The organism is Reinekea blandensis MED297, from assembly GCF_000153185.1.
Lineage (GTDB): Bacteria > Pseudomonadota > Gammaproteobacteria > Pseudomonadales > Natronospirillaceae > Reinekea > Reinekea blandensis.
This window is the reverse complement of record NZ_CH724152.1, coordinates 387,401-403,997: the sequence shown is the minus strand read 5'-3', so window position 1 is coordinate 403,997 and position 16,597 is coordinate 387,401. Positions and strand designations below refer to the sequence as shown.

Below are 16,597 nucleotides of genomic sequence, written 5' to 3'. Positions count from 1 at the left end.
TTAGCGACTGTGGCAAGGTTTCATTTTCATTGATGGAGATGGACCCTTGTCGACCAGCAACGTGATTGGGCTCTGGGCGCTGATGCCGTTTCGCACCGGCAATCAGCGTTTTGCCTCACGAACCATCAAACCCAACCATGAAGAATTTGAGATCATCTTATCGGGTCGGGCCATTCTGGAACAAGATGGACAATCCATCCCGGTCACGTCGGGTGATGTCATCTGGATGCATGAAGGTGATAAAACCATCCACAGTGATGATCAAGGCACGCCTTACGAATGCATTGTTCTGTCGTTTCTGATCAAAGAACCCCAGCGCTCAGAAGACGGGTCCGTTTTTCGCTGGAGCGGGCCACTCACGCCACAACAGTTTGCTGACGATGCCCTACATTGTCTGCAACGCTGCCGCTACGATTCGTTAACTTACTGCCACTACCTATACAGCGCCTGTCGATTGCACCTGGTACCTGCCAACGAAGCCCAGCAAAACGTCCGTTCACGGCTGGACGGCATTCTGAATTTTCTGAACGTGAATATTCGCGAATCACTCAGTACCGAAAGCATTGCTGTCAATTTTGGTCTTACGACAAACCAGCTCAACTACCTGTTCCATCAGGAGTTTGGCATCCCTCCCTATCAATATCTGAAACGACTGCGCCTGCGCCGGGCAGAAGACTATCTGAAAAACTCGTCCAAACCGGTGAAATGGATTGCCTATATGTGCGGATATCAAAGTGAAAGCGGCTTCATTCGCGCGTTTCGCAAAACACACGACATGGCGCCCCTCGAGTATCGTCATCTGACCAGATAGCCAACAGCCTCCATGGTGACGCTTGCATTTCCATAAGTAGACACGTCGCAGTTAAGGCGTCAGGATGGCTAAGAAATCCCGTAAAAAGCATCAAAGGACAACCCATCGAGCAGCCAGGAGGCGATATGAAGACTCAAATCAACGCCGGAGAGTTTTCTCAATGGCTGAAAGACTTCATCGACACCATGAAAGGCCGGCAGTCGGGCAACGTGCCCTGTGGTGAATGTGTGGGCTGTTGTACGTCATCCAAATTTATTTTGGTTCGGCCAACCGATAACGCCGCCCGCACTCGTATCCCCGACAATTTGCTGTTTCCCGCACCGGGACTGCCTGAGGGGTTTGATTTACTGGGGTATAACGAGCAGGGTCATTGCCCGATGTTTATCGACGGTGGCTGCAGCATTTATCCGGACCGGCCGGAAACCTGCCGCCAATACGACTGCCGGGTATTGGCCGCGACAGGCGCTGAAACCCAGGACGAAAGTGACGTCATGGCTGAACGCATCGACGCCTGGGAGTTTTCTTACGCAAACGATCAGAGCCGGCGAAGCGCCGCCGCTATAAAGTCTGCCATGGAGTTTTTAAACGGCCATGCGCAATCGTTCCCTGATGGCTATGTGCCACCGGCTGCCAGTCAGCGCGCGGCACTGGCAGTCAGAGTGCATGAAACCTTTTTAACGTCGGACACTGACGATCCACAGTCGATCATTGCGACGCTGGTCGAGTCTTATCCGGTTCGGTAATGGTTTCCGTCACGGCTTGCAGAACCTGAGGCCCGCCGTACTCAACCGGAAAACCGCTGGATTTCCCTGGGCACATCATCCAAGGCCAACTCGCCGCCGGCAGCACCAATCTTCATTGCTTCTCGAGGCATACCATAAACCACACAACTGGCTTCATCCTGCGCAAAGGTGCGAGCGCCCGCCTGACGCATTTCCAGTAACCCTTTAGCGCCGTCGTCGCCCATTCCGGTCATGATAATACCCAATGCGTTTTTACCTGCTGAGGTAGCGACCGATCGAAACAGTACATCCACCGACGGACGATGCCGGCTGACCAACGGACCGTCTTTCAGCTGGACCCGATACTGAGCTCCACTGCGATGCAACATCATGTGTTTACCACCATTGGCAATGAGCACTTGACCAGGAATGACGCGATCGTTTTGTTCAGCTTCTTTCACCCGCATTGCGCACAGTCCGTTCAGGCGCTCAGCAAAGGCCGACGTGAACTGTTCCGGCATGTGCTGCACGACCACAATACCTGTGGTCGTGACCGGCAACCGGGTCAGCACCTGTTCAAGGGCGTGCGTGCCACCGGTCGATGTACCCAAGGCCACGACCCGGTCGGTGGTTTCATCCATGGCTTTGGTCGACGCTGGAATGACCTGATCCGCCGTATACTTCGGCGTGACCGGCATGGGGCTCTGCGTGCCGCCACTGAGTCGCATTTTCCGCACGCGCGCTTTGCCTGCCGCGCGAATCGCCTGCAACAGGCGGCTCTTTGACTCTTCAAGGAAGCCTTTGAGGCCCGCCTTTGGTTTGGTGATGATGTCGACCGCCCCCGAAGACATCGCTTCCATGGTGACGGACGCACCGTTGTCCGTGAGCGTTGAACAAATCACCACCGGGGTCGGATGTTCGGCCATCACTTTTTTGAGAAAGGTAATGCCATCCATTCGGGGCATTTCGATGTCGAGAATGATCACATCGGGCCATTGTTTCTCGAACAGTTTCATTGCAAAAATCGGATCACGAGCGGCACCGAGCAGATGGATATCCGGCGCGTCGGAAATCAAATGCGTTAATACCTGACGAACAACGGCGGAATCATCAACAATCGCAACGTTGATCATACGTCATCCTCATTCCAGATCTGCACGTTATCCCCCTCTTGTTTGACTTGTTCTTCAGCACGATGCAGCAACTGTGTTTCACGGACTCGAACCGTACGTTCCTGCGTCGAATCGATTAAACTTCGGTACACCGAATAATCGGTGGCATCAAAATAGATGACCCGGCCGTGTTGCCCGCCCACATCTTCGGTGACAATCGGCAAATGTTCCCGTTGCAAAAACTCACGGACAAACTCAATGTTAATGCGGCCGATTTCATAGGCTTGGTTCAAACCATCTTTGGGTTTCAGCACATTGCCTCCACCAAACACTTTAGCCTGCATAAACCGACGCTCCGCTTGTTTTTTCAGCATAGCATTGATCAACAACTCCATAGCATTGATCCCGTAAAAACCGGCCCGCGTCGCCATGACTTCATCGGCCCGAACCCGATCGGCCGGCAACAGGAAATGGTTCATCCCGATCACCCGGTTTTTCGGATCAAACAGACACACTGCCACACAGGAGCCCAACAGGGTTTTCACCACTTCCTTGCGCCGGGTGACAAAATGTTCACCGGCGGCAATGGTGGTCATACTCATCGATCGGAAGTGCTCGGGAAGCTTCATTCAGTCAGCCGATAGATGGATGATTTAACCGGTTCGAGCCGATGCGTGGTGTTCATTAACGACTCAGTGTGCGAAATAAAAAAGTAGCCGCCAACTTTCAGTTGACGCAGTACATTGTTCAGTACCGTTTGTTTGGATGCGTTATTAAAATAGATCATGACATTGCGTAAAAAAATGATGTCGTACCGTTCTTCACTGCGTGTCGATTGCATCAGGTTTCGAATGGAAAAACGCACATGCCGCTTCAATGCATCGTCGATCAGCAACGTGCCTTCCTGCGGCCCGACACCTTTCAGGCAATAGCGTTTTAACCGTTGCAAACTAATGCCTTCGTGCCGTGACATTGGATAGTGACCGCGCACCGCTTCGGCAATGACTTTGTGGCTTAGGTCCGTTCCCACCACTTCCCATTGACCGTTTAAACCCAGATGATCCGCCAGCACCATGGCCAGCGAATAAATTTCTTCACCGGTGGATGAAGCTCCGGACCAGATGCGCCAGTGCTTTTTGTTCCGGTGTTCGGCCAGCAGCTGTTCCAGAAAAGTAAAGTGCTCGGGCTCACGAAAAAAATAGGTTTCATTGGTCGTCAGCGAGTCGATCAGAGCCTGATGCTCGGCAGACTCCGGATTATCCAGTGTGTGGTCAATATAATCAGCATAGGTCGACAGCCCGGAGGCTTTTAACCGGGACAACAGGCGGCTGGCGACCAACGGTTTTTTACCGTCCGACAAATGAATGCCTGCGTGTTCATACAGGTGTTTCTGAACACGGCGAAAGTCACGGTCGTGGAGGATCGGGCCGGTGCTTACCCTTGCGGTCATGGTCATCGGTGACTCTAAGACGCATCTGATGCGTCACCGGAATCAGAATCCTGTGTCGTCAGCGATTCGGCTTTCGCCTGTTTAACCACCTGACTCAAGGCGCTGATATCCGACACCGACAATACATGGTTCACATCCAGCAAGATGATAAATCGTTCATCCACGCGCCCCATCGCCTGAATAAAGTCAGTGCGGATATCCGTACCGAACTCCGGGGGCGGCTGGGTGTGCTGCTCATCAATCTCAAGGATTTCGTTCACTTCGTCTACCATCATCCCAATGAACTGACTGCTGCCCTGGTGATGCACTTCCACCAACACAATACAGGACTTTTTCGTCGTCACCGAAGCGTCGCGCCCAAGCCTCCGGGCCAAATCGATTACCGGCACCACCTGGCCACGAAGGTTAATAATGCCGCAGATAAAATCCGGCATCATCGGAACCCGGGTAATGGCTTCAATTTCGATGATCTCTTTCACATCCAGTATCGCAATGGCCAGTGTTTCCTGACCGGCCTGAAAAGTCAGGTACTGACTGACGTCAGCCGTGTCCGACAGATGACCGGCGTCTTTTGATGATACGTTCATACGACACTCCCCGTCGGATTAAAAACGCTCAAAGTCTTTACTGTCCGGCGCCGAATAGTCACCCGCCGATCGAGACGAGGCCGGCTTGGCTGGTGAGGCCATGCGTGTACCGGTTTGCGTCTGGCTGAGTTTAAAGAACTCGACAGATTCCAAGAGCTGATTGGCCTGTCCGTTCAGTTCTTCTGCCGTCGCAGCCAGTTCTTCCGACGCGGAAGCATTCTGTTGCGTTGCCTTATCCAGTTGAGACATGGAGTCATTGATTTGGGCAATACCAATCGCCTGTTCATCAGACGATGAGGTAATTTCCTGAACCAGATCGGATGTCTTCTGAATGTTCGGTACGATGTTGGAAATCAGCCGTCCGGCGTTTTCAGCGATGCCAACGCTCTCTGTCGCCAGTTTGTTGATTTCCTGCGCCGTCATACTGCTGTTTTCCGCCAACTTACGTACCTCAGACGCCACAACGGTAAAGCCTTTACCATGCTCACCAGCACGCGCCGCTTCAATGGCGGCATTCAAGCTCAACAAGTTGGTTTTATAGGCAATGTCCTCAATAAGACCAATCTTATCGGCAATCTGTTTCATAGCGGCCACGGTCTGGTCAACGGCTTCTCCGCCCTGTCGGGCTTCTTCAGCAGCCGAGGTGGCCATATCGTTGGTGACTTTGGCATTTTCTGAGTTCTGCTGAACGGAGGCATTCAGTTCTTCCACCGCACTGGTGGTTTCCTCGACACCGGACGCCTGCTCGGTCGCGCCCTGGCTGAGGCTCTGTGCCGTACTGCTGACCTGTTGTGAGGCGCTGGACAGGTTATCAGAGCCGGATCGAACACCGGCAATGACCGAACTGAGGCTGTCGACCATTTCCATCATGGCTTTGTAAACCCCGGTGGCGCCTTCACGGTTTTCGAACGTCATGCTGAGGTCACCTTCGGCAAGACGACGCGCAATGGTTTCCATATCGCGTGGCTCACCGCCTAAAGGTCGCTTAATGACACGCACCAGGAACCAAGCCAGGAACAGACCGACAATCACCGCAGCCACGGAAACGATGACGACCGTCAGGACGGTTTGCTCGTTCTGCCGTTCGACAATCGGCCCCAGAGTATCCTGATCTTCCTGAACTGACAGTTTCAGATTCTCAGTTTCATGGGAGACTTCGGAGGCAATACGGATGAGTTCATCCTCAATCAGCCGATTGCGTTCTGAGATGGTCTCGAAGACATTGTTTAACCCCTGCTCATAGGCTTTTAAATCATTTTCCAGTTGGACCACCTGAGCCCGGCGTGCGGTGTCAAACACTGACGAGCGCAACGATTCAAGACGAACAGCTCGGGCATCCTGGAGGTAGCTCAAAGAGCTGTCCAGGTTCGATCTTTCATTGTCTTCGAGAAACTTCGATGCAGCCAACCGAGCGCGCAATATAGCTTCGAGAACATCGGCGGCACGGTAGGCTATGTCAGTCTCCCCGTCTGAGTACGCAGAATGCATCATCTCAGACACGGCGGTGACCAGCCGTTGACCGATGGGCACAAGAATGTCATTCACTTCCTGATCACGATCGTCAATTAAACCGGTAATCTGGTTAAAGTAGGTTCGGTAATCGACAGAGTCTTCGTCAATTTCATCGACCAGCTTGGCACGCGCCGGATTATTAATTTCCTCCTGCGCCTCTTCGACCAACTCCCGCAACAATTCATACCGCGTCTGGAAATTGGTTCGTGCTTCTTCATTGCCCTGAAAAATATAGGCGTTCACTTCGGTTTCAACGATCAACATGTTGGCTTGAATCCGACCGGCCAGGTTCGCGTCCCGTGCCAGATTGCGGTAATCGTCAAAACCTGTGACGGCACGTGTCAGTCCAACATAGGACGAGACCGAAACGATCACCAGCAACAATAGCACCAAGGCATAGCCGCCTGTGATCTGCATACTGAGAGTAAGGTTCTTAAACATGAGAGTTATCCTTCTGTGTGCTCGTTCGCCTCTGAACCCACGACTGCCTGACTGTGGTGAGCGTGTTGATTCCCGGCCAGGGTCAACAGACCCTGGACATCCAGAATAAGTGCGATGTCACCGGTGCCCAGAATGGTAGCGCCGCTGACCCCTTTGAGGTGTTGGAAGATATCGCCGAGTGGTTTGATCACCGTTTGCTGTTCACCGAAGAGTTGATCGACCACAAAGCCGGCTTTGTGGCGGCCCATGCGCACCACCACCAGCGATTCCCGGTGCTGGCGTTGTTGCCGCTGTGGTACCTGAAAGAAGGTTCTCAGGCGTACAAAAGGCATCACTTCACCACGAAGATTGATAAAGTTGCTCTGCCCCTTTTCTTCATACCAATCACCGTTATTAAACTCGACACACTCTTCAACCATCGATAACGGAATGACGTAGCGCTCATGCCCGGCACCGACCATAAAGCCATCGATGATGGCTAAGGTGAGCGGCAGGTTGATGGTGATGTGTGTTCCTTTGCCGACGTTACTGTCCAGCTCTACCGAACCGCGCAGCGCTTCGATGTTTCGTCGTACCACATCCATACCGACACCGCGGCCAGAAAGATTACTGGCCTGTTCTTTGGTACTGAGACCCGGCTCGAAAACCAACCGGAAGATCTCGGCGCGACTTAAGGTTACGCCCGGTTCGATCAAGCCGACCTTTTCTGCCTTCGCCTGGATTTTTTCAGGGTCGAGCCCTCGGCCGTCATCGATCACTTCAATGACAATGTGTCCGGAATCATGAAAGGCATTGAGGGTGATGGTGCCTGCCTCCGGCTTACCCGCTGCCAAGCGCTCTGAAGGCAGCTCGATACCGTGATCCAGCGCGTTGCGAACCAGATGCGTCAACGGGTCATTAATTTTTTCCACGACGGTTTTATCGAGCTCGGATTCACCACCACTGATCACCAGATCGATTTTCTTTCCAAGCTCATTGGAGACATCGCGTGTCACACGGCGAAATCGGGAGAATGTATCGCCTATCTGCACCATGCGCAGTTGCAGGGCATGATCGCGAATTTCCTCGACCAGGTGCTCCATGCCCGCGACAACTTCGTCAGCATCGCGCATGTGATAGCGTTCAACCACGATTTTCATCGCTGCGCTGGAGGTCACCAACTCGCCCACCAGATTAATGAGTTGCCCCAGTTTATTAGAATCCACCCGGATGGTTTGAGATTGTTCACGCGACTTCTGTTGTTTTTTCAGCGCTCGCTCAATCACCGGTTGTTCAATAACTTTCTGTTCAACCAGCAACTCACCGATTTTCTTCCGTTCTTCAGTAGCCCCGTTTTCATCCGATGACTGAAGATTCAAGGCGCGTTCCAACTCCGCTTTCGTCACCGCGCCGATGGACAGCAAGATGTCTCCCAAGCGAAGTGATTCCAGCTCCGGAAGGTCTTCGATTTGTTTCAGGTAAGTGGCGACTTTACTGTGTGGAGGCAAAATTGAGACAGTGCAATCGTCTAACGCAAACTCAAAGACAGCCTCGATGTCGGCCTTGCTCGCCTGACTGACAAAGGCAATTCGAAACCCCAGATAACAGGACTCAAAGTCGGCCTTTTCCAGAGAGGGTACCCGATGCGTCAGCGTGACGATGTCATTGATGTCTCCCAGATTGGACAGGTACGAAATAAACGACGCCGGGTCCAAACCATTTCGTAGCGCATCGGCCTGAAAATCCAATGAAATAAACCACTGATCACTATCCATCCTGCCATCACTTTCAGGCGGCTCGTCATCGTCGTGAAAGTCGTGGGCAAACATTTCCTCGATGGGGTTCGCTCGGCTGTGACCGTTGGAAGTGGACGATTCTGGTGCGCGTTCAACTGAGGACGTTGCAGTGTTCGCCTTTGCGGCCGGAGCAACGCTGCGCTCTCCCTGCAGCTCTTGCAGTAACGCCTCTCCGGTTTCGTACAACGCATTACTCAGGCTGCCATCGCCATCAACTGCGGATTCGACCAGCGCCCAGGTGTGGTCCTTAATTTTCAGCAGAGTAGCAATCAGGTTGGAGTCGACGGTGCGCTGCCCCTGTCGAATGAGGTCGACTTCGGTTTCAACCGGGTGGGTAAACTCGGTAATGTGATTAAAGTTGAACACGCCAGCGGCGCCTTTAATCGTGTGCATGGCGCGAAATAAAGAGTTTACCAGTTCCTGGTTCGTTGGGTCGTCTTCCAGGGCCAGCAACGCGTCTTCCATTTCAACCAGAAGTTCTTCCGCCTCGGTCTGGAAGATGTGATGGACGGACTCTTCGCTCATGCGTCCTCCTCCGCCTCAGAGGCACTGCCATCAAACTGAGACAAGACGCCAAGCAGTGACAGAAAATCTTTCACCGGCTCACTGAGTTTCACAAAAGACACGGTATAACGGGGCCCCAGATTTTTGACCGCCACCAACCATTGGTAACCTGCGCTGTCCATTTCTGAAACCTGTGCCAGATCAACGCTGACCTGACTGACGCCATGTAATCGCTCGGTCAGTTCGTCACGCAGATCATTCGCCGTATAGATGTTCAGTTCGTCACCCGGCGTAACCTTAACGAGCTTGCCCTCCACCTCGACTGCAGCGTTCATGCGTTCCTCCTACGGCGAGCAGAGCTTCGCCACGGCATCCAGCATTTGGGCAGGCTGAAAGGGCTTAACCACCCAGGCTTTCGCACCGGCGGCCTTGCCCTCAGCCATTTTTGCCTGACCGGCTTCGGTGGTCAGCATGATGACCGGTGTAAACTTATAGCGGGGGTGTTTTTTCACTTCCTTCAGGAACGTAATGCCATCCATATTCGGCATGTTGACGTCACTGATGATCAGGTTGAACTTCTCACCGGTCAGCTTGGTCAGGGCATCTTTGCCGTCACTGGCGTCAACCACATCGTATCCGGCGCCCTTTAAGGCGATTGAAACCACCTGCCGGATGGAAGCGGAATCGTCCACGATTAATATTCGTTTTGCCATACAACTCACCTCAAGCGTTAAAAGAAGCTAATGGAACCTTTGTCTGCATGATCCGTCGGCGTGTCGTCTTCACCGCCGTGTTCAAGGTGTTGCTCGGTCGCAACGTATCGTTCTTTCATAGTATCCAGCAGGACATCCACATCGATCGGCGGTGGCGCTTCGCCGTTTTGACGAGCGGTTTTCTGCTGTTCAATCAGTTCATGCAGTTCGTCCATGCTGGTGACAATCTGCCCCAACATTTGGCTGGCCCGATCCTGAAACTGAAAATCCACCAGAATCTCCTGTATTTCCTGAGTAACACGTTCGCCCATGGACACCATATTCATGCCCTGCTCCCGCATATCCGCAGCCCGCCCCTCCAGGTTATCGATGACGCGCTGCAGGGTCATTTCGCCACCCTCCAAGGCGTCGCTTTCCTGTTGGGTGGACTCTTTACTGAGCTGATGAAACTTCGACATTCGATCGTTCAGTTCGGTGATTTTCTCGGTAATGCGTTCACCGGTTTGGTCGGACTGCGTCGACAGCGAACGGACTTCGTCAGCAACCACCGCAAAGCCGCGACCGGACTCACCAGCACGCGCGGCTTCAATGGCTGCATTCAACGCCAGCAAGTTGGTCTGCTCTGCAATTTTCCGAACGTCGCTGGCTAAGGTATTTAAGTCTTTGGTGTGCTCAACCAGGTTGGTCAGATGCGACAGTTGTTCCTGCTTGGATTTGTTCATGACGGCCAGTTCATTAAACAAGTCGGACAGCATTTTTTTATCGCTGTCGATGCTGTGTTGTGACCCATGGCTTTCTGAAAAGTAGTCCGAGTTGATCACCGATCCGATTTCACCCGACAGAGTGCTGAACTGTGTTGTCATTGCACCAATACTGTCATTTAACTGACCGTCAACCGACTGGATGTGCCGCTGCCAGACTGGCGTTAACTTATCGATAATGGCTTCCAACCGAGCGACCTCGGTATCGAACCGATGCTGACTTTCTTTCGCCTGAAGCTCAGCTCGGGAGTCATAAAGGTGTTTTGCTTTGCGGGCTTCATTCCACAACAACCACCCTGTGGCGACCGCAAATAACGCCAATAACACCACCATCAGCCAAAGCTGTTGCACGGCGGCGTAAACCACCCCTATCACGGCCAAACTGTAGACGGCGACGACTTTGAGTTGACTCGGCATCAATATCATCATCCTGACAAGCTTCATTTTCACTATAGCCGCTATCGGCGAGTTGTCAGGGAACCTGAGGGGATAATTTTTCGAACGATGATCTGAAAGAAAAAGTGTGATCTGCGGCTAAAAACTTTAGGTTTCACGCTTCTGAAAATGGTTGCTGGTTATAACTCAGCACAATAAAAAAACCGTGCGGCTTTATTTAGCTTAACGTTCGGTAACAGAGTGATCTGGTCGGGCTGAGTCCCCATGAAACAAAGTGTCCGAAACCGAGCTAGAGGTTCGCGGCATTTATACACAGCGTTAGCAAGCCCCTAGCACCTGATTATCAACCCCCTTTTCTGAGCGGATATGACTCATGGCTTCATCAAACTGACGTTCAAAGTATCCAAAGCCTGCGTTAACAGTGTGGTATGGTATACTTGTTTGTACGGCAAGTGAGTCACAAAGCAGCGCGTACTTGCACCAAAAGGAGAGCAATCCGTTTTCTCCTTGCCAATGTTTATCAGCACAATAAGGCGTCTTTTCGAGATACTCTGCAACTTTGGTCGTCCACTCTTCGCCTCGATACGCCATAACCCATTCAATGTGAGCTTTCGCATCCACAGGACGCAAGTAGATTAACTTAGGATGCACAGCCGAGAGTATTGATTGGCAGGCCTTGTAATAGTCAGCAACCAGTTCCTCATTCTTACCTTCCAACATAAAACGCACAGTACTTTGAAACAGACTGCCCTCAAGGATGAAAAGGTGCTCCTTATCTTTGTTATCAGCGATAAATGACGACCATTTCCTCAGGCAACGTTCAGGGAAGTCAGTACTGTACTTGCTTTTCTTAAGTTCAACGGGGTGTACCGGATGATCTGTTGATTCTTCTAAGTACCAACTAGACTGCACTCCCCTAGCTTGAGCAGCCTTAAACAGCGTTTCTGCCATTGTGCTTTTTCCGCTACCCGGCAGCCCTTCGATTAGAATGAGGTCCACGTAATCTCCTACCCCCTAAAGGCTTTTATTTCTCGGGGCGTGTGGTAGCGACTCCAATGCCCGCCGAAGTACGGTTTTATGGCGAGTATGAACAGCTTTGGTTTGTTAGGTAGACTCGGATTTACCACTCATCTCACTGCTATACCTAATAATGAACTTCCTTTGGTATACCCAATAACCCGTAGTAACAAATACCGACAAAGAAAAGCCAATGACACCCTGGCTTGCGACTACAACCCACAATACAAATGACGAAATGGCTATCCATTTGCCATATGCTCCATTTAAAATAAAAACAATTAGCATTACTGCAAGAAAATTAGAACCTCCTATTACGAGCAGTAATGACATCGCAATATATGGACTAGACTCCAACAACCCCTGAACTGAAGGTACAAGAAGTGCAATTGGAAGGATCAAAACCAGCAAATTAATCCAAAACAAATTACTGAGAAAGACCTTCTTCATACACACCTTACGTTCAACTTTGAGGTGAGCGACAAAGGAGAAAACTCCTTGGCCCTACGCGAAGCAGTTATTTAACAAGAAACTTGCAACAGCATCTTGTTAACGTTTATATACCTGAAAAAGCATTCTTTCTATTCACTCGGCCACCGCAATAAGGGCAAGACAACGACTTTGACAGAATCTTTCGACCACAACCATTGCACTCAAGCGTTTCATTGTCGGAATATTTGCCGTCTCTATGTCCATCAAGTAAGTCTAATTTTTCGACATATTTCTTTAAGTCTGATTCCAGTAAACCTGAATGATCCCTCAACAGAGACCACAATGCCAATGTTGTTAATTTAAGTTGTTCATGACGTTGTTCTAACTCGTTAATTCTACTCAGAAGATCAACTGCTTTTACATCCTGGTATTTATCTTTTTCTCGCTGTACTCTTTTGTGTTTATTAAGTTCTCTAGAGTGATAAAGACTTTGTATAAGATCGAGCATTTGTGATTACCTAAAAGTTGACGCCGTTGTACTGCCGCGACCGATCGTGAGTCGATGGCCCGCCGCGAGAGCGGTTGGCGGGACTGCCCAACATTGCTTTGTTACAAGCCGATGTCTTCGGATGACCAGGACATAAGTTCTTCCCATACCGGGTCTAACTCCCAGTATTCAAACATTAATGATTTAGCTTCAGTTTCTGGAAGCTTTTCAACCTTTGACAAGTAGTGATACATAAAAGCTGAAACTCTAAAATTCATTATGCAGTGTACAAATACCTTAGTACCTTTAAGCGATGACATTAAATTACAGAAAAACCGAACTTGCTCTTTGGTTGGTAAGTCAAACGCGACTGGAATATGTACATATGTTAACCCCAGCTCAGCAACAGCTTTGTTTTCTGACATTACCGCATGTGGGTGATCAAGCATTCCTATATTAACAACGTACTTATATCCGGCCTCAGCTATATCCTTAAACTCTACTTCCTTAGGCTGTCCAGCTGTCGCAATATCATTGGTCAGTTGAATAAAATTCTTGATAGAGTCCATCATCTTCCTTGTTCGTAACGCCTTTGTACACAGGTGAAAAACGAACGCCAGTGAGTTTTGAGTCAAAAGCCCGGAACGAGCTGCGTGCTACAATTGGCTAGGTGATTTACTGCCAGAAGCTATTGCCCTTAGGTAGTGAATGCCTCCAGCCGGAGTCAATAAACTCACCCTCGAGTACACCATCGATGATGACTCCTCTAAAATTGCCTAATTTAGGAACTACAAATTCAACACTTTCTTTTGAACAATGACAGCAATCTACCAAGGCTGGCATTTGTACCCAGCCTTCTGCAACTTGTACGAGTGCAGAATCACTACATTCCCCTGGACGTCCATCATGCAATATCAAAACTTCCATTCCACCAATATCTCCGGAATCAGGATTAACTTCCAAGCTAGAGTAAATTCCATACACTCTTTCACTTGCATGAGCTGAAGCAGCAACAAATAGTAGTAGGATTAGTTTCTTCATTTGCATCTAACATTTTTGTGCTGGCGCGAAAGATAGTGAGTCAAAGGCCCTCCGCGACAGCGGTATTAAGCGGGCTTGGACCAGCCACTCTTGATTACAAGGCAATTAAGCCAAGAAATGAATGCCAGCAACTTTCCCATTTTCAAAACTTAATATGTAATAGCTTATGTCGCCCGAGTCACAATTAATGCAAAAGTAACCTGTGTTGTATTTATATACGTTACCCTCGATTTCATCTGGCCTTCCCAACACATCTATAACTTCTGCCTTAGACATTCCTTTTTTAATGTAGAATTTCAGGCTTGCAACCATTTCGTACCGACCATTATCAACAACATTTAGCTTGCCGAAATACTCCCACTTTTCCTCACTAAACCAAGCTCTTGCGGTTGGACTGTTGAAATAGCATGCAACAGCACTAAGCAAAATAGCGATGAAACTAATTGATAGATATTTCCTCAAGCTTTTGCCTTGTAACGTTTTTATTTTGCGGCGAGGTCACGAGTCCGAAGCCCGCCGCGTAAGCGGTTCTTGAGCGGGCTTGTACAACAATTTCTTGTTATGAGTTCACTAGCCGACCAATATATCTTCTGATTTCAGGTGTTTCACCAAAGATGTCTGCATAAAAGCAACCATCTAGCAGTTTTCCATCTTCTTCAACTGTAACTTTTACATCAGCTCCATTTCTCACGAGTAACTCAATTACTTTTTTGGAGTTGCGGCTACATGCCTTCAGAAAAGCCGTTTTCTTCATAAACCCTCTGACTTCCAGATTCGCTCCAGCATCAATGAGTTTTTGTAAGATAGCTAAAGCAATTTCTTCTCTGTCTTCAGCAATATTTATAACCTCTTGAACTGGAGTTTCCCCACATTCATTTAGGTAGTTAGTATCACCACCACGACATAGAGCATATTCAATCAACTGGAGGTTATACTCTTTGCATGCCCAAAGTAATAGCGTATCACCCTGATCATCGACAGAATTTATATCTTTAATTTCATCAAAGATCTCAATGATGTCCTCATTGCTCAAATCCCTGAAATCAAAGTTGAAGCAGATATCAAAGTTCATAGCTACTCATAAAAGTTTCTTATACCGCACCTGCGGTTTTCTTATGGTGCGGCATATATGGAACGGTGAGTTTCTCAGATCTGCCACCAGCTCCAGTCATAATCGGCGGTTCAGGCTATTCTGTCAATTTGATTATCCTAAAAGTGGCCTGTGCGGTTTTCTTCGAAATCAAGTGGCGCCCAGAAGCCGCATGTTAGAGGTTCTATGGGTTTTAATTAGTTCAACTCAATGTGTACTTTCCGAGTTTTACGGCGTCTGCATCATAAGTCAGGCATATTCGAAAAAAGCTGCATGGAATACCGCATTTTGTCAGATGAGTTCATAAGGTTGACAACGAGGAAACAGTGGGAGGCCAGCCTGACGGAACGCAGAGGTTTGTTAGCTAACGGCCGGTTTGTCTGAACAGACCCCTAGCTTGGCCTGTACAGCCAAACGAGGGGTCTACAAATTGTCGTAACGCTTTTTCATTTACGACTAATTAGAGCTAACCCTTTAAGAGTTAAGGCTGACCTGCCAGCCAAGCGCCCAACTGTGCCCGTTCTTCGCCTGTCATCTGAGTCATGTTGCCCAGCGGCATGTCGCCGACGGTCACTGCACGCTGCAGCACCTGAGTTTTCGCTGCGCGGACCTGTGCTAAATCTTCCAGTACAAAGCCAGCCGGGGCGGCACTGAACAGCTCCGACGACGGTGTCGTTGCATGGCACTCGGTACAGTGCGTCTGCACAATATTCCAGGCCTGTTCGTCTGAAACATGAATCTGAACGGTCGCATCTTGGTTCGCCAAGCTAGACCACGGGGCAATGGCCAGCATGATGGCAAAAAATGCAATCAACCCACCGATCAACACCGAGGGTTTGTGTTGCCCCTGGTGCTTCAAATTAAAGTAATGACGAATCCACATGCCGTTGATGAACAATGCCACCAGCACCAGCCAGCCAAATGGGTGCGCGTAGGTAAACGGAAAGTGGTTACTGAGCATGATGAAAATGACCGGCAAGGTGGCGTAGTTATTGTGCACAGAACGCTGCTTGCCTTTTAGCCCCGGTGCCGAGTCCGGGGTTCGGCCTTGGGCAATTTCATTGACCATGTATCGTTGGCCGGGAATGATGGTGGTAAAGACGTTGGCTGCCATACAGGTTCCGATCAGCGCACCGACATGAATGTAGGCGGCCCGGTCGGCCAGGAACAAGTCTAACCCCCAGGTCCATATAGCCAGCAAGGCAACGGTGACCACGGCAAATCCACGACCGTTTTCAACCAAGGGTGTGCGACACAAACCTTCGTACACCAGGAAGCCGATGACAATGCTGGCTATGGAGGCAGCGATCGCGGCGGCGGCACTCATAGTGCTTTTGGAGGCATCCAACAGATAGGCATCTGCACCGACGTAATACAACAGCGTCAACAACAACGCGCCGGTTATCCAGGTGGTGTAGGCCTCCCATTTAAACCAGTGCAAGGTCGTCGGCATTTCTTCGGGGCCGAGTTTGTACTTGGCCACTTCATAAAAGCCACCGCCATGCACGGCCCAAAGATCCCCTTTTATGCCTTTATCTTTTTTCCACTGCGGTGGTTCCTGCAGGTTGTTGTCCAGCCAGATGAAGTAGAAGGAAGCACCGATCCACGCAATGCCGGCGATGACATGGAAGTAACGCAGGATCAGATGGACGACTTCAAAAAAATAACTGCTCATGTAAATACTCTCTTTTTATTCGCGTTTATCGCTGCGCTTTTTGGTTAGATAGCCTCGGACACTCGACATTC

At 50.1% G+C, this 16,597-nt stretch carries 17 protein-coding genes; 2 read left to right on the top strand and 15 right to left on the bottom strand.

The features are described from left to right. Nucleotides 1-46 precede the first annotated feature (46 nt). Together MED297_RS13490 and MED297_RS13485 are read left to right on the top strand one after the other, a co-directional pair. Entirely contained in the window at nucleotides 47-811 is a 765-nt protein-coding gene (locus tag MED297_RS13490) for a helix-turn-helix domain-containing protein (protein ID WP_008045815.1), read from the top strand. Between the two features lie 125 nt (nucleotides 812-936). Further along, nucleotides 937-1,554: a YkgJ family cysteine cluster protein gene (locus MED297_RS13485; protein WP_008045812.1), complete on the top strand. Its 618-nt coding sequence runs from the start codon at nucleotides 937-939 to the stop codon at nucleotides 1,552-1,554. Between the two features lie 41 nt (nucleotides 1,555-1,595). Here MED297_RS13485 and MED297_RS13480 read toward each other — a convergent pair whose 3' ends face one another. From MED297_RS13480 to MED297_RS13410, 15 genes are all read right to left on the bottom strand, one after another. Further along, on the bottom strand, nucleotides 1,596-2,666 hold the full coding sequence (locus MED297_RS13480; protein ID WP_008045810.1) for a protein-glutamate methylesterase/protein-glutamine glutaminase: 1,071 nt from the start codon (nucleotides 2,664-2,666) through the stop codon (nucleotides 1,596-1,598). After that, nucleotides 2,663-3,247 (bottom strand): chemotaxis protein CheD, encoded by a 585-nt coding sequence (locus MED297_RS13475; RefSeq protein WP_154650964.1) that lies wholly within the window; start codon nucleotides 3,245-3,247, stop codon nucleotides 2,663-2,665. Before MED297_RS13475 ends, MED297_RS13480 begins: the two co-directional genes overlap by 4 nt. 23 nt (nucleotides 3,248-3,270) lie before the next feature. Next, on the bottom strand, nucleotides 3,271-4,101 hold the full coding sequence (locus MED297_RS13470; protein WP_008045806.1) for a CheR family methyltransferase: 831 nt from the start codon (nucleotides 4,099-4,101) through the stop codon (nucleotides 3,271-3,273). Nucleotides 4,102-4,109: 8 nt separating this feature from the next. After that, on the bottom strand, nucleotides 4,110-4,682 hold the full coding sequence (locus tag MED297_RS13465) for a chemotaxis protein CheW (protein ID WP_008045804.1): 573 nt from the start codon (nucleotides 4,680-4,682) through the stop codon (nucleotides 4,110-4,112). 18 nt (nucleotides 4,683-4,700) lie between these two features. Then, on the bottom strand, nucleotides 4,701-6,635 hold the full coding sequence (locus tag MED297_RS13460) for a methyl-accepting chemotaxis protein (protein WP_008045803.1): 1,935 nt from the start codon (nucleotides 6,633-6,635) through the stop codon (nucleotides 4,701-4,703). 5 nt (nucleotides 6,636-6,640) lie between these two features. Then, a complete protein-coding gene (locus tag MED297_RS13455) occupies nucleotides 6,641-8,935 on the bottom strand; it encodes a chemotaxis protein CheA (RefSeq protein WP_008045801.1) in 2,295 nt (764 codons plus the stop codon). Next, entirely contained in the window at nucleotides 8,932-9,249 is a 318-nt protein-coding gene (locus MED297_RS13450; RefSeq protein WP_008045797.1) for an STAS domain-containing protein, read from the bottom strand. The genes MED297_RS13455 and MED297_RS13450 overlap by 4 nt, the downstream gene beginning before the upstream one ends. 9 nt (nucleotides 9,250-9,258) lie before the next feature. Continuing rightward, entirely contained in the window at nucleotides 9,259-9,627 is a 369-nt protein-coding gene (locus MED297_RS13445; RefSeq protein WP_040557241.1) for a response regulator, read from the bottom strand. 17 nt (nucleotides 9,628-9,644) lie between these two features. Next, nucleotides 9,645-10,349 (bottom strand): methyl-accepting chemotaxis protein, encoded by a 705-nt coding sequence (locus tag MED297_RS22735; RefSeq protein WP_237613446.1) that lies wholly within the window; start codon nucleotides 10,347-10,349, stop codon nucleotides 9,645-9,647. Nucleotides 10,350-11,102: 753 nt separating this feature from the next. Beyond that, the gene (locus MED297_RS13435) at nucleotides 11,103-11,783 is read right to left on the bottom strand and encodes a P-loop NTPase family protein (RefSeq protein WP_154650943.1); all 681 of its coding nucleotides are present in this window, start codon (nucleotides 11,781-11,783) and stop codon (nucleotides 11,103-11,105) included. A 574-nt stretch (nucleotides 11,784-12,357) separates the two neighbouring features. Further along, a complete protein-coding gene (locus tag MED297_RS22120) occupies nucleotides 12,358-12,741 on the bottom strand; it encodes a zinc ribbon domain-containing protein (protein ID WP_154650942.1) in 384 nt (127 codons plus the stop codon). Nucleotides 12,742-12,842: 101 nt separating this feature from the next. Further along, on the bottom strand, nucleotides 12,843-13,292 hold the full coding sequence (locus MED297_RS13425) for a protein tyrosine phosphatase family protein (protein WP_008045783.1): 450 nt from the start codon (nucleotides 13,290-13,292) through the stop codon (nucleotides 12,843-12,845). A 103-nt stretch (nucleotides 13,293-13,395) separates the two neighbouring features. Continuing rightward, on the bottom strand, nucleotides 13,396-13,761 hold the full coding sequence (locus MED297_RS22115) for a hypothetical protein (protein WP_154650941.1): 366 nt from the start codon (nucleotides 13,759-13,761) through the stop codon (nucleotides 13,396-13,398). Between the two features lie 559 nt (nucleotides 13,762-14,320). Next, on the bottom strand, nucleotides 14,321-14,833 hold the full coding sequence (locus tag MED297_RS13415; protein ID WP_008045779.1) for an ankyrin repeat domain-containing protein: 513 nt from the start codon (nucleotides 14,831-14,833) through the stop codon (nucleotides 14,321-14,323). A 499-nt stretch (nucleotides 14,834-15,332) separates the two neighbouring features. After that, nucleotides 15,333-16,526 carry a urate hydroxylase PuuD gene (locus MED297_RS13410; protein ID WP_008045772.1) on the bottom strand — a complete coding sequence of 398 codons (1,194 nt, stop codon included), beginning with the start codon at nucleotides 16,524-16,526 and terminating at the stop codon, nucleotides 15,333-15,335. Nucleotides 16,527-16,597 lie beyond the last annotated feature (71 nt).

Excerpts from the sequence above, each read along its gene's own strand:
- MED297_RS13485 (WP_008045812.1), top strand. The coding sequence starts at position 937 with ATGAAGACTCAAATCAACGCCGGAGAGTTTTCTCAATGGCTGAAAGAC.
- MED297_RS13480 (WP_008045810.1), bottom strand. The coding sequence starts at position 2,666 with ATGATCAACGTTGCGATTGTTGATGATTCCGCCGTTGTTCGTCAGGTA.
- MED297_RS13475 (WP_154650964.1), bottom strand. The coding sequence starts at position 3,247 with ATGAGTATGACCACCATTGCCGCCGGTGAACATTTTGTCACCCGGCGC.
- MED297_RS13470 (WP_008045806.1), bottom strand. The coding sequence starts at position 4,101 with ATGACCATGACCGCAAGGGTAAGCACCGGCCCGATCCTCCACGACCGT.
- MED297_RS13465 (WP_008045804.1), bottom strand. The coding sequence starts at position 4,682 with ATGAACGTATCATCAAAAGACGCCGGTCATCTGTCGGACACGGCTGAC.
- MED297_RS13460 (WP_008045803.1), bottom strand. The coding sequence starts at position 6,635 with ATGTTTAAGAACCTTACTCTCAGTATGCAGATCACAGGCGGCTATGCC.
- MED297_RS13455 (WP_008045801.1), bottom strand. The coding sequence starts at position 8,935 with ATGAGCGAAGAGTCCGTCCATCACATCTTCCAGACCGAGGCGGAAGAA.
- MED297_RS13450 (WP_008045797.1), bottom strand. The coding sequence starts at position 9,249 with ATGAACGCTGCAGTCGAGGTGGAGGGCAAGCTCGTTAAGGTTACGCCG.
- MED297_RS13445 (WP_040557241.1), bottom strand. The coding sequence starts at position 9,627 with ATGGCAAAACGAATATTAATCGTGGACGATTCCGCTTCCATCCGGCAG.
- MED297_RS22735 (WP_237613446.1), bottom strand. The coding sequence starts at position 10,349 with ATGAACAAATCCAAGCAGGAACAACTGTCGCATCTGACCAACCTGGTT.
- MED297_RS22120 (WP_154650942.1), bottom strand. The coding sequence starts at position 12,741 with ATGCTCGATCTTATACAAAGTCTTTATCACTCTAGAGAACTTAATAAA.
- MED297_RS13425 (WP_008045783.1), bottom strand. The coding sequence starts at position 13,292 with ATGATGGACTCTATCAAGAATTTTATTCAACTGACCAATGATATTGCG.
- MED297_RS22115 (WP_154650941.1), bottom strand. The coding sequence starts at position 13,761 with ATGAAGAAACTAATCCTACTACTATTTGTTGCTGCTTCAGCTCATGCA.
- MED297_RS13415 (WP_008045779.1), bottom strand. The coding sequence starts at position 14,833 with ATGAACTTTGATATCTGCTTCAACTTTGATTTCAGGGATTTGAGCAAT.
- MED297_RS13410 (WP_008045772.1), bottom strand. The coding sequence starts at position 16,526 with ATGAGCAGTTATTTTTTTGAAGTCGTCCATCTGATCCTGCGTTACTTC.